Origin of the sequence: Pseudovibrio sp. FO-BEG1, assembly GCF_000236645.1 — a bacterium.
Lineage (GTDB): Bacteria > Pseudomonadota > Alphaproteobacteria > Rhizobiales > Stappiaceae > Pseudovibrio.
Window position 1 is genome coordinate 2,722,817 of sequence record NC_016642.1, and the last position, 12,918, is coordinate 2,735,734.

Consider the following 12,918-nt stretch of genomic DNA (forward strand, 5'->3'; position numbering starts at 1 on the left):
CAGTTTCATCGGCAGATACCACGTAAATTCACTGGTTCTAACAATGAAAAAAGCGCAGGCTTTTGGACCTGCGCTTTCAAGTATTCATCAATGCCAGCTGGCTTATCTGTGCAAGTGACGCGTCAAACGAGCCTCAATGCGATCCCATGCCCGGCGCAGTGTTTCCACCATCACCAGATAGGCAATCGCCGCCCAGACATACGCCTGGAAATCATAGGTCCGTGAGAACGCACGACGTGTCTCACCCATCAGATCGTAGATGGTGATGATCGCCACGATCGCAGAGCCTTTGATCATCAGGATGATCTCGTTACCATATGGACGCAGAGACACGATCAGAGCCTGCGGGAGAATAATTTTCCAGAAGGTCAGCCACTTCGGCAGACCCAGTGCAGACGCTGCTTCCCACTGGCCTTTCGCGATGCTCTCAATAGAGCCACGCAGGATCTCAACCTGATAAGCTGCGGTGTTCAGAGTAAATGCCAGAACCGCACAGTTCCACGCATCACGGAAGAACCACCACATATCTACGGACTGCAGCGGCTCGCGGAATGTGCCCGCACCGTAGTAGATCAGGAATACCTGAGCCAACAGCGGCGTGCCGCGGAAGAAGTAGACGTAACCATATGCAATACCGCCAAGAATGCGGTTCTTGCTCATCCGCATAAAGGTCATCGGAATGGAGAGCAGAACGCCCAGCAGCATGGAGACGGCAACAAGCTTCAGCGTGATGATGAAACCTGAAACGAACTTCTCACCATACTTGATGAGGAACTTCGCATTGTGCGTAATGGAAACAGGCAGAAGGCCGTCACCACCAAACACCACTGCAACACTGTTGGAGTTCAGCAGGAACCACAAAATGCCAAGACCACCTGCAATCCAAAGGGTCAGCCAAGTGGTGCCCACAACGCGGGCAGGCGTCCACGGACGGTGCTTTGGTGCAGGAGGAGGTGCTTTCGCTGCAATAGTCTCAGACTGAACGTAGCTCGCCGAAGCGCCCATAGTAACATCACTCATCTGGAAGCCTCCCCACGCTTAGCCCAGGCATCAAGGCGGGAAATGCCACCGGAAGAAATCACGGCCAGAACAAGGTAGATCGCACAGGCGACGGCAAAGAACAGGAACGGCTCTTTGGTGGTGCGCGCTGCCATGTTGGAGTAACGGATGATGTCTGCCAGACCAATGATGGAAACCAGAGAGGTCTCCTTCAAGAGGATGAGCCATAGATTGCTCAGCGCTGGCAACGCCAGACGAACAAGCTGCGGAAGAATGACAAGACGCATGGTATGCGCATAGCCTAGACCAAGCGCAGCAGCACCTTCATACTGGCCTTGCTTAATCGCGCGGAACGCAGAAAGAAACGCTTCAGAAGCGTAGGACGAGAACACCAGCGACAGGGCAATCATACCTGCGATAAAGGCGTTCACCTCAAAGTAGATATCCCCAAACAGCGAGAGTACTTGCTGAATGAGGATCTGACCGCCGTAATAGACGAGAAAGAGCGTAAGGAGCTCTGGAAGCCCCCGGAAAATTGTTGTGTAAACGTTGGCCGCAGCGCGCAGAGAAGGTTCTTGAGACTTCTTCGCAAGCGCCAGCAGAAAGCCTAAAAGCAAGCCGAAGGGAAGGCTTGCCAACGCAAGGGAGACGGTCATAACAATGCCAAGTGCTATCTCGTCGCCCCAGCCCATGTCCCCAAAGGACAAGAGTGTGAAAATTTCATTCATTACGGGGATTGCCCCTATTCTTTTTAGAACGGCGGGAAACAAGTCCCGCCGTCAGAGTGTTTTGCAGCTTGACGCCATCACTCTCCGTAGGCGTCAAAGTCGAAATATTTGTCGTTGATCTCTTTGTACTTTCCATTCTTCCGTAAAGCAATAACCGCTTTGGAGAATAGGTCAGCCAAGTCTTGGTCGCTCTTACGAACGCCTACACCAACGCCTACACCATGTATCTCTGGAATAGGTGACATAGTGCCGAGCAGTTTACAGCAGTTGCCGTCCTCTGACTTCAGCCAGTCAGAAAGAACAACTACGTCATCAACTACAGCATCAAGTCTACCACTTTCCAAATCGAGTTTATATTCATCAGCAGTAGGGTACAGAGACACTTCTGATTTAGTCAAAATGTCTTCAGCAAACACTGCGTGCGTCGCACCAACCTGCGCGCCGACAAGAGCACCGTCCATTCCCTCAACAGAGGCCTCGGTGATCTTGCTGTCTTTTGGTACCGCCACACCTGGAGGGGTCTGGTAATACTTGTCAGAGAACTGAATGCGCTGCTTCCGCTCTGGTGTGATGGACATGGATGCCATGATGGTGTCGTACTTGCCTGCAACCAGACCAGGGATCAGACCGTCCCAGTCAACTGGCATCCATTCACATTCAACTTTCAGTTCGGCGCAAAGCGCGTTGCCCAGTTCAATTTCAAAACCAACCAGCTTGCCGTCTGCAGTGGTGTAAGCAAACGGAGGGTAGGAAGCTTCAGTGCCAATTCGGACTTTCGTCCATTCCTTTGCCTGAACCTGAGTGGAAGCAAGAAGTGCGAGTGTTGCAACAGTGGCAAAGCGCATGAAGCCCATTTGTATTCCCCTTTGTAAATTCTTGGCAGGGGTCATCACGATGGCTCCCTGCACAGCCGGGGCGCATGTTTAAATGGAAGAAATTATATTTCAACCTATTTGAGTAGGTGTGTCGGCAGAAAATAGCCAATTTAATCCATCTTGAGAGGGCTAAGTTTCCATTTTGACCAGTTTTGCGCATTCATATTCTGCAAAACGGTGATGCATCACAGAAACTTTCCCCAGCTTCGAATCTTTCCTGCTTCTTTTCAGCCCTTATTCTCCAAAAGCGTCCTGAGAGAAGTACTTGTCGTTGATCTTCTTGTAGGTGCCGTTTTCACGAATGGCGACAATGGCCTGAGAGAAGCGATCTGCCAGCTCTTCCTGTCCTTTGCGAACTCCAACACCAATACCCTGACCATGAAGCTCAGGCTGGATTGGCAGAGAACCGATGATCTTGCAGCAGGAACCTGCTTCAGAATCCACCCAGCTCTGCAGAACGCCCAGATCATCGATGACAGCATCTAAACGACCGTTCTCAATGTCCAGCTTGTATTCCTCAGAGGTCGGATACAGCGCCACATCAGCATCAGCGTAAACTTCCTCCGCCACAACTGAGTGTGTCGTACCACCCTGTGCGCCAATCAGCAGGCCTTCCAGAGCTTCTGGCGTAATCTCAGTTACCGGAGAGTCCCTAGGAACTGCGATGGTTGAAGGGGTGTTGTAGTAGCTGCGGGAGAAGGAGATGCGCTCAAGGCGCTCTTCTGTGATGGACATGCTCGCGATGATCGCGTCGTATTTGCCAGCAACCAGACCCGGGATCATACCGTCCCATTCCTGTGTGCCCCACTCACATTCAACCTTCATCTCTGCGCACAGTGCATTGCCGATCTCAACGTCAAAACCAGTCAGAACGCCATCTGAACCGGTGAAGTTGAATGGAGGGTAAGCGCCCTCCGTGGCAACGCGCAGTTTGGTGATCTCGTCCGCCTGAAGTGCTGAAGCAGCAGTGAAGCTCATAAGTGTGGCAAGCGCCATGCGGGGAAAAGACATCCGTGCATCCTTGTTCTTTTTGGCAGAGTGGTCGTTTTGGTTGTGCTCTGCATTTGTTGCCAAGGACACTATAAAAAATATGCCGGACTTCAACTGAAATAACGGAGATATCGGAAGAAAAATGTGCCAAGTGCCGTTATTGTGAAGTGATATCCGTTATAATAACGGGTTGTGTGGAGGAAATATTTCTCTCATCTGACTGGGTTAGTGAGAAAACTATGCCTGATCGTCCCGCAAAGCTCTGAGGAGGGACTAAGCGGAATCAAACCGTATTTTCCAAAATGAAGGCCATCAGCTGCCATTTTGCCAAACTGGCAATGTGGACTGACCAAATTGGCAAAACAAACCCCCGGGCGAACAAACACCCGAGGGTTCTGAAACTGACAGCTGAAAGGTCAGCTGATCGACAAGTTATTCTTATTCGCCGTAAACGTCGAACTTGAAGTACTTGTCGTTGATTTCTTTGTATTTACCGTTAGCGCGCAGAGCTGCGATGCCTTTGGTGAACAGAGCTGCAAGGTCTTCGTCGCCCTTACGAACGCCGATGCCTGCGCCTTTACCGTGGATCTCTTCGACAGACTGCATGGTGCCGAGGATCTTACAGCAAGAACCCTTGTCAGAGCTGATCCACTGTTCCAGAGCCATCACGTCGTCAACAACAGCGTCAACACGGCCGTTTTCCAGATCCAGCTTGTACTCTTCAGAAGTAGGGTACAGAGCAACGTCAGAACCGTTCAGGATCTCTTCAGCGAACTGAGAGTGCGTGGTGCTGCCCTGTGCGCCAAGACGAACGCCTTTCAGGCCTTCAGGAGTTGCTTCGGTCAGCTCGGAGTCCTTGCGAACAGCAATGCCTGGAGGAGTGTTGTAGTACTTCTCAGAGAAGGAGATCTTTTCCATACGCTCTGGAGTGATGGACATGGAAGCAAGGATGGTGTCGTACTTACCTGCAACCAGACCAGGGATGATGCCGTCCCAGTCCTGAGTAACCCATGTACACTCAAGCTTCAGCTCTTCACAAAGAGCGTTACCAATTTCAATATCGAAGCCGGTCAGTGTTCCGTCAGCGGTGGTGTAGTTGAATGGAGGGTAAGCACCCTCAGTGCCCATGCGAACCTTTGTCCATTCTTTTGCTTCCGCGCCAGAAACTGCTGCCAACGCAATTGCTGCTACTGCTGCCAAACGCATAATACGCATATTATGTCCCCGAATTAATTATCTTGGCAGGGCTTCTTTAGGTAGGCCCCTGCATAACCGGGCCTTATGTTTCACTAAAAGCATCCGTAGATCAACCTATATGGTGGGCATATTAGGCTAATTAATAGCAAACTGACGATACTTCGCGGTAATATCTTGCAATTTTTCGCAGCTTTGAGGGTAAATTTGTTAAAATTGCAACTGCTGATCTAAACGTGGAAAAAAGGCTCGCACGCGATTCTGAAAATGCGAGCCAGCAGAGTTACCTAAGGCCAATTTCATCAAAACTGACAAATGGCAGCAGATCACCTTTCTGAACAGAAGACACATCTTCCTTCAGTTCAATGAACCCATCCGCAAACGTCAAAGAGGACAAAAGGGCGGAACCATCACTGTGATACTTGGTCAGTTTAACGCCTTCGCCACTGACCACCCGGCGGCCTCGCAGGAACTCACGGCGACCGGTCTTGCGATTGGTAATCTCAAAATCTGCGGCAATATATTGGCGTGGGGCTTCACCAAAACCGGACCCGGCAAGAGCCTCAATCAGCGGTCGCGCAAGGAATGCAAATGCAACAGTCGCGGCCACCGGATTGCCCGGCAGACCGATAAAGACGCAATCAGGCAACTCACCGACCATGAAAGGACGGCCCGGCTTGACGGCCAGATGCCAGAAGGTGGTTTTGCCGAGTTTAGAAAGGGTGGCTGAAACAAAATCCTTATCGCCACCACCAGCGCCGCCAGAAGTCAGGATGACATCGCATTGCTTGGATGCAGCTTCCAAAGCGCTCTCCACAATCTCACGCTGATCTGCCAAAATGCCAAGATCAATCAGTTCAACCGGCAAATTGGCAAGCATCCCACGCAGCAGGAAGTGGTTTGCGTCAAAGATCTGCCCATCTTGGCGCTCAGTGCCCGGGCGGATCAACTCATTGCCAGTCGAGAACACACCAACCTTAAGACGCCGATATGTCTTGAGCTGACCAAGGCCAATAGAGGCAGCAGCAGCAATCTCTTGTGGGCGGAGCAGGGTGCCTGCCTTAACAATAGGCGCACCTTTGGTCTGATCCTCGCCCTTGCGACGGATGTTACATCCCGCTGGATAGCTGCGGGAGAGGTCAACGCGGCGCTCACTATCTGCTTCGCTCTCAGAGCAATCTTCCTGTGGTGCCACGAAATCTGCGCCTTCCGGAACGGGTGCTCCGGTAAAGATCCGCGCAGCTTCTCCCGGCTTCAGCGGTGTTTCTGGCATGGAACCAGCAAAGATCTCCATCACCACCGGAAAGGATGTCTGCCCTAACCCAGCTTGTGCAATCGCGTAGCCGTCCATCGCCGAGTTATCAAGCGGAGGTAGATCACACGTGGCGATGATATCCTCTGCGAGTACACGCCCATATGCCTCATAAAGTGACGTTTCCTCTGCAACGACTTTACAGTGACCTAATCCACGCAAGTGATTGAGGGCTTCGTCAAAGCTCAGAAAAGGCGTTTTCGTACTCATGCTTATTCCAGAAGATTTGCTAGTGGTGTTCCCTTTATTTACCAGAGGAACGCCTTAGGATTTGGCAAAAATCAAAGTTCTCACAGTGATCTGGTCGATTTCACGACTATTGCACGCGTAATTTGGCAAGATGCCCCAATGCGATCGGCACATCCTCCGGCGTATTGATGTTGAAAAATGGATCCACGCCATTGTGAGCCTCGAACTTCACGATGACAGGAGGATGTTCTTTAAAGAACCCTTTGATGCTGCGCCCGCCATTTAAAAGATACTCCTTCAATGGATCCGCCAGTGCAACCGGCCACAGGCCAAACGCAAAGTGGTCTCGGTCGCCACTGGAGCAAATCACCGGACAATCAGCGTTTGCTTCGCGATGGGATACCAGCACCTCCACCATATCCATGGGAAAAAATGGTGTATCTACAGCAACGCTCACCACGTCTCGTGCGTCAGGTGTGTGCTTCTCTGCCCAGCTCAGCGCAGCATGTATACCCGCCAACGGACCTAAATGCCCAGTTAGCTCATCTGCAAGCAAAGGCACCCCAAGGCTCTCATGAAGCACGCCCGGCTCATTCACGCTCAAAACAATCTGCTCAACCTGTTCCTGCAAACGAGACGTGATGTGTTTAAGGAGAGGAATGCCATCTAAGTCCAACAGTGCCTTATCTGCTCCACCCATACGCCGGGACTTCCCACCGCAGAGCACACAGCCCACTGTCAGGTTTTGATTGCTCAAAGCATCAGACATTCTTGAGTTCCCACTTCCAACAAGCATGCAAATCACCAGACTTACTTGTGAAGCAGGCGAGCGCTGGGTGCAAAGCTTCATTCCGTCGCAAACCACAAAAAAACGCTCCTAAAGGCAGTGGGAGGAGAGGTGCCTTTAAGAGCGTCGTGGAGCGGTGGTCATGCCACCGTGGGGAGCATAGGTATGAGCTACATCAGCGCAATTCTGCTGGTCAGCTGGCTTTCACTCATGTTCATGGAAAGCAGAAGCAACAGTTCCATCACCTCTTCACTGCAGGTGCGGTCTGGATGGGCAAGGAGATTGCCGAAAAACTTGGGATAATGGCTGTCTACTTCCTCGCGCAAATCGCAGAAGTGCATCCAGCAATTATGGAAGAGCCTGAAATCCTGCTCTTCATTAGAAAGTACGGTTAGGTCGGAATGTCGCCTGTCTTCAAGCACACACTCAAATGTCCGTTTGACTGACGGCCAGGGCCCTTCCAGCAACTGGAATACATGATTGTCCGTCAGGATCAGTGCGCCTGTTACGCCTGCCATGGAGTTGATACGCCGGATACGTGTCAGCGACCGTTCAACTTCCTCATCAAGGCTATGGCGAAGCGCAGGCCAATGAATGCGACTTCTATAACATAACTGCGTAACACTCATTGTCAGATCCTCCAGTTCATGAAAGCCTGACAGCAAATTCTTCTAAAAATGTAAAATACAGTGTTTAAAACGCTGAAATGTCTTGCTTTTTGCGAAAAAGGAAAAGGCGGAGCACATGGCCCCGCCTTTCTCAAATCATGTAAGTCATTCAGACTTAGAGCGTAATGCGGTACATCGCAAAACCGTCTTTGCCTTCACCTGCTGCCTCAATCTGCACGCCTTCCACGTTTTTCATGTGTTTCTCAGCTGCAGGGCCGGTTTCGAATAGAACAGTCGTGTCTGCAACAGGCTTGAACTTCCAGTTCGCATCAGCGGATGGGTTGATTGTACCCTGTTCCACGATGTAGCGAACGATCACGTCACGGTTTGTATCCGGACCAACAAAGATGATCACATCATCATTGATGCCTGGGAAGTTGCCGCCACCGCCAGCGCGGTAGTTGTTGGTTGCCACAACAAACTTCTGATCCATATCGATTGGCTTGCCTTCAAACTGAAGGTTCACAATACGGTTTGCATCAGGATGGGCCACATTGCCTTTGCCATCGTACTTGGAAGGCTGGGTCAGATCGATCTCGTAGGTGACGCCATCAATCACATCGAAGTTGTAAGAACGGAACTCAGCGTCCAGAAGAACCTGATCTTTCTTGCCTGCTTCGATCTGGTTGAACATACCAGCAGAACGCTCAAGCCATTCCTTCACGTCTTTACCGGTGATCAGCACTGCACGAGTGGTGTTCGGATAAAGGTAAAGGTCAGCAACATTCTTGATTGCGATATCGCCCGCAGCAACGTCAGTATAGTAGTCAGCACCACCGCGGCCACCAGCTTTAAACGGAGCAGCAGCAGAAAGAACAGGCAGGCCAGCCCATTCAGTGTCTTTGAGCATTTCCTTGGTGTACCAGGTCTGCGCCTTGGACACGATCTGTACGGACGGATCATCCGCCACCAGAGCGAAGTAGGAATGCAGCGGAGCAGAGGTCTTACCAACAGCGCGGCGAACGTAAGACAGTGTCTTGTTGTGATCGTCCTCAACCGCTGCCAGCACTTCTTCATCACTTGCAACAAGAGGAATACGCTTACGGCCTTCTTTCTTGTAGATAGACGGTACGTCAGTAGTGAAGTTAGCAATGCGCCAGCCGTTGTTCCCATCACGCTCAAGCATCAGGTCAATCACACCAAGGTGCGAACCCCAGAAACCGCCCATAGCAGCCGGCTTGCCCTGCAGCGTGCCTTTTTCTGCATCAACACCTGGGATGCCTTCATAGTTAGGACCTGGGAAGACATCGTGCTGGTGACCTGTAAACAGGGCATCGATACCTTCAACGCCTGCAATGTGTAGCGCGGTGTTTGCAGCACCTTCTTCGTGCGCGCCACCAGCAATACCGCCGTGAACCAGAGCGATGATCAGGTCACAGCCCTGTTCCTTCATTTCCGGAACCCATGCGCGAGCTGCATCAACCATGTCACGGCTGTTTGCTTTGCCAACCAGATGACGGGAATCCCAGTTCATGATCATTGGAGGAACGAAACCGATGAAGCCCACTTTAATGGTGTGCTCAGTACCAGCACCGTCTTTGATCTTCTTCTCAACGATTGTGTATGGCTTCAGGAACAGATCATCCTTACGGCCGTTGGAGCCTAGGGACGTGCCTTTGGATACGTTGGAAGAAACAACCGGGAAGTTCGCGCCGGAAAGAACCTTCATCATAAAGTCCAGCCCGTAGTTGAACTCGTGGTTACCCAGAGTGCCGGCATCATAACCCAGAACGTTCATGCCTTTGATGACTGGGTGCACATCACCTTCACGCATGCCGCGCTCATAGGCAATGTAATCGCCCATTGGGTTACCCTGCAGGAAGTCACCGTTGTCTACCAGCATGGAGTTGGTTGCTTCAGAGCGCAGCTTTTTGATGATGGTAGCCGTGCGAGCAAGACCAGCTGTGTCCATTGGACGGTCTGCATAATAATCATATGGAGCGACGTGGACGTGAAGGTCGGTTGTTTCCATCAAACGCAGGTGCGCAGTGTTCTCTTTTGCAAGAACAGAATACGGATGCACCATTGCAATTGCACCGGTAGCGGCCATACCTCCCAGCACGCTACGACGATTCATCAAAATAGGATTAGACACGATTGCCTCCTAGCCCGTGGAAAATGCAGAACAGAATTGTCAGCATGAATTTCGCCCGATCCTCCCGCTCCCGTGCGCAGCAGCAAGAGGGTTCTTAGCTTCCTAAATATCACGCATTACTCTCAGTTTGTTGAGTGATTGTATCAGGAGCATGAAACGAGCTCTCCAAAACGTAAGGTAGATCCCCTAGCGTGCACTCTAATCCTCAGAAGACGCTGGGTTTTATCTTCAATGAAAGAATTTGCGGAATGCGCAAATATCTGTGAATTTGTGTTGGTGACCTCAACTTTGCGTGAACTCCGCTCAACTGATAGCGGCGTGGTTTAGCAAAACAGATTGCGAATGCGCAAAGGACAAGGTGTATCTTTCATGAATTCTGTATTGCTCAATTCTTCTTGAGAAGTATACCAAGATACCAAAGAACCAATGGCAAAAGCTTGCAGTTTCAGCTGACAGGCATATTTACCAGCAAGATCATATTTATCCCTCTCTGCTTGGCAGAGGCTTTAAAGGGTGTGCACGATGGACAACGACAAACCAAAAGGATTGTGGGGACGCCTGAAAGGCGGGTTCACATCAGGCAAAAACCATAAGGATACCGAAAAGGCTATGGCTGGATTGACGCAAGAGCGCGTTCTTGAGGTGCTCAAACAGGTGAAATCTCCTGATGGCAAAAGCAACATTGTTGATCAGGATCTGGTCGCAGACCTGTTTGTCGCAGATGGCCGTGTCGTCTTTTCAATCAAGGTGCCTGCAGAGCGAGCCACAGAACTCGAAGGTCTGCGACAGGCAGCTGAAAAGGTTGTCAGTGTTCTCCCCGGTGCAGAAACTGTGTTGGTTGCTTTGACGGCTGAAAAACAGCCGGGTTCACCATCAACACCTCCTCCAGCTGCACGTAAAGCGCCACCCAAAGGCGCCCCGCTGCCGGCGAAACAGGATGTTCCGGGCGTAAAGCACATCATCGCAGTAGCTTCCGGTAAAGGCGGCGTCGGCAAATCCACGACCTCCGCAAACCTGGCACTGGCCTTGTCCGCAATGGGATTGAAGGTCGGTTTGTTAGATGCTGACATCTACGGCCCATCCATCCCGAAACTCATGGGCGCATCAGGGCAGCCTGAAGTCACTGAAAACAGAATTATGAAGCCGCTTGAAGCGCATGGAATCAAATTGATGTCCATCGGCTTCCTAGTGGAAGAAGATACCGCCATGATCTGGCGTGGTCCAATGGTTGTCTCTGCTCTCAATCAGATGCTTCGTGAAGTGGACTGGGGCGAGTTGGATGCGCTCATCGTTGACCTGCCACCAGGAACCGGAGACGTGCAGCTCACCATGGCTCAGAAGGTACCTCTGACAGGTGCGCTTGTTGTTTCTACGCCTCAGGATCTGGCGCTCTTGGATGCTCGCCGTGGTATCGCAATGTTTGAAAAAGTGGCAATCCCTGTGCTCGGCGTTGTCGAAAATATGAGCCACTTCATCTGCCCGGATTGTGGCGGAACACATGAGATCTTTGGACATGGCGGAGCAAAAGCAGAAGCCGAGAAGATGAAGGTTCCATTCCTTGGTGAGGTTCCACTGACCATGGAGATCCGCCAGCAATCCGATACCGGCGTGCCAATCACTGTGAGCAATCCTGATAGCCCGATCGCGAAAGCTTATGGCGTGATTGCAGCAGGCCTCTGGCAAGGCGTAATGCAGCCTACCGGAGACGCAGCAAGGTCAGCTCCCAAAATTGTTATGGGCTGATAAGCTGGCTTCTAATTGATAAAGTTAAGTGTGAAACGGCAGGGTCTTAAATCCGACCTCTGCCGTTTTTATTTGTCGTGAGGCTAAGATGCCTTCTGCTCAGACGGACAACTGATTTCAGTTTTCAATACATTTGGCTCTTTCTTCATTTGCGCTTGGCAGGGCGCGCGGAAAACTTGCTTGGCTAAGCTGGACAAAGTTCTTCAAGTTCAGACTTGATCCAATCAATGAAAACCTTGCATTTGTGCTTTTGAAAGGAGTTCTCCAAGCCAACCAACATGTAATGAGCGGTTGCAGGGATCTTCAGATCGAACGGGTTTGTCAGCAAGCCAAGTCGCGCATCATAAGCACAAAGAACCTTTCGTCCCAGGATTACTCCGGCCCCTTCAATCGCCGCATCCTGAGCATGATCAATCTGCGAAAAGTGCATGCCTTTATCTGCCCAGGCCGTGCGAGAAACACCAGCCGATCTTAGCCAATCTTTCCAGCTTGGCGCATTCAAAAAAGTCGCCATGCTGTCTTCGTGAAGCAGCGTAAAGTTCTTTAAGTCTTCCGGTTGCCGCACCTGCTCCGCCAATCGCGGCGCGCACATTGGTGTCAGATAATCTTCCATAAGAAAGTCGACATGCAATCCCGGATAGGGGCCCCGTCCAAAGCGTAGCCCAAGATCAACGTCATCCTTATAGAAATCCACCAATTTCAGATTGGCAGAGATACGCAGTTCAATCTCCGGATAAGCTTCCATGAAGCGGTAAATACGCGGCGCTATCACCTTTGAGGCTGTGCCGGGACCTGTTGAGATGACCAGTACATTATCCTCGTCCATCCCTTTAACCCGGGCCACTGCTTCACTGAAATTTTCTAAGCCAGCTTCCACTCCCGGTAACAACCGATGCCCTGCTGGCGTAAGCTCGATGGCTCTGTTGAGTCGCACAAACAACTGTACCTGCAACTGCTCTTCCAGCATTTTGATCTGATAACTCAACGCAGACGGCGTAAGCCCAAGCTCATGAGCGGCCTTCGCAAAACTCATATGTCTGGCAACACACTCAAATGCCCTGAAAGAGTTGAGTGGAGGAAGCGAGTAACGCATATCACCTCAAATAATTTGATCTGATTGCTTGAAATTACTCGTTTGTCGAGGCCTCCACCACAAGACTATTGTCCCATCCAGGCGATAAATGGAGACTGTTTTGTCGAATTTTCTTGAGACTATGAGCTGCGCAGAGCAAAAACGACGACGCACTGCACCAATGCACTCTCTTATGATGAGAGGCCGCTTTGAACGATCCCGAGCATTTCACGCTTTATGGCGCGTGCTTTGGGGGAAGCAAATTA

General features: G+C 51.0%; 11 protein-coding genes. 1 reads left to right on the plus strand and 10 read right to left on the minus strand.

Annotated elements, in window-relative coordinates; all coding sequences use genetic code 11:
- Positions 1-102 precede the first annotated feature (102 nt).
- The 9 genes from PSE_RS12505 to PSE_RS12545 all read right to left on the minus strand — a co-directional run bounded on the left by PSE_RS12505 (position 103) and on the right by PSE_RS12545 (position 9,792).
- Complete coding sequence (locus PSE_RS12505; RefSeq protein WP_128647438.1) at positions 103-1,020, minus strand: ABC transporter permease; 918 nt, start codon at positions 1,018-1,020, stop codon at positions 103-105.
- Entirely contained in the window at positions 1,017-1,727 is a 711-nt protein-coding gene (locus PSE_RS12510; RefSeq protein ID WP_014285200.1) for an ABC transporter permease, read from the minus strand. Before PSE_RS12510 ends, PSE_RS12505 begins: the two co-directional genes overlap by 4 nt.
- Before the next feature lie 77 nt (positions 1,728-1,804).
- Positions 1,805-2,581 (minus strand): transporter substrate-binding domain-containing protein, encoded by a 777-nt coding sequence (locus PSE_RS12515; protein WP_014285201.1) that lies wholly within the window; start codon positions 2,579-2,581, stop codon positions 1,805-1,807.
- Positions 2,582-2,836: 255 nt separating this feature from the next.
- Positions 2,837-3,613 (minus strand): transporter substrate-binding domain-containing protein, encoded by a 777-nt coding sequence (locus PSE_RS12520; RefSeq protein WP_041768989.1) that lies wholly within the window; start codon positions 3,611-3,613, stop codon positions 2,837-2,839.
- A gap of 417 nt (positions 3,614-4,030) precedes the next feature.
- Positions 4,031-4,807 (minus strand): transporter substrate-binding domain-containing protein, encoded by a 777-nt coding sequence (locus tag PSE_RS12525; RefSeq protein WP_008551960.1) that lies wholly within the window; start codon positions 4,805-4,807, stop codon positions 4,031-4,033.
- Positions 4,808-5,069: 262 nt separating this feature from the next.
- Positions 5,070-6,308: a gephyrin-like molybdotransferase Glp gene (gene glp, locus PSE_RS12530; RefSeq protein WP_041768410.1), complete on the minus strand. Its 1,239-nt coding sequence runs from the start codon at positions 6,306-6,308 to the stop codon at positions 5,070-5,072.
- Between the two features lie 106 nt (positions 6,309-6,414).
- Positions 6,415-7,056 (minus strand): molybdenum cofactor guanylyltransferase MobA, encoded by a 642-nt coding sequence (gene mobA / locus PSE_RS12535; RefSeq protein ID WP_041768411.1) that lies wholly within the window; start codon positions 7,054-7,056, stop codon positions 6,415-6,417.
- Positions 7,057-7,244: 188 nt separating this feature from the next.
- Positions 7,245-7,703, minus strand: coding sequence for a BLUF domain-containing protein (locus PSE_RS12540; RefSeq protein WP_041768412.1), 459 nt, complete (start codon positions 7,701-7,703; stop codon positions 7,245-7,247).
- Between the two features lie 154 nt (positions 7,704-7,857).
- The gene (locus PSE_RS12545) at positions 7,858-9,792 is read right to left on the minus strand and encodes a bifunctional 2',3'-cyclic-nucleotide 2'-phosphodiesterase/3'-nucleotidase (RefSeq protein ID WP_014285208.1); all 1,935 of its coding nucleotides are present in this window, start codon (positions 9,790-9,792) and stop codon (positions 7,858-7,860) included.
- 654 nt (positions 9,793-10,446) lie between these two features.
- Here PSE_RS12545 and apbC point away from each other — a divergent pair.
- Positions 10,447-11,580 (plus strand): iron-sulfur cluster carrier protein ApbC, encoded by a 1,134-nt coding sequence (apbC, locus tag PSE_RS12550; RefSeq protein WP_041768990.1) that lies wholly within the window; start codon positions 10,447-10,449, stop codon positions 11,578-11,580.
- Between the two features lie 184 nt (positions 11,581-11,764).
- Here the strand turns inward: apbC and gcvA are convergent, their stop codons facing one another.
- Complete coding sequence (gene gcvA, locus PSE_RS12555; protein ID WP_041768415.1) at positions 11,765-12,673, minus strand: transcriptional regulator GcvA; 909 nt, start codon at positions 12,671-12,673, stop codon at positions 11,765-11,767.
- Positions 12,674-12,918 lie beyond the last annotated feature (245 nt).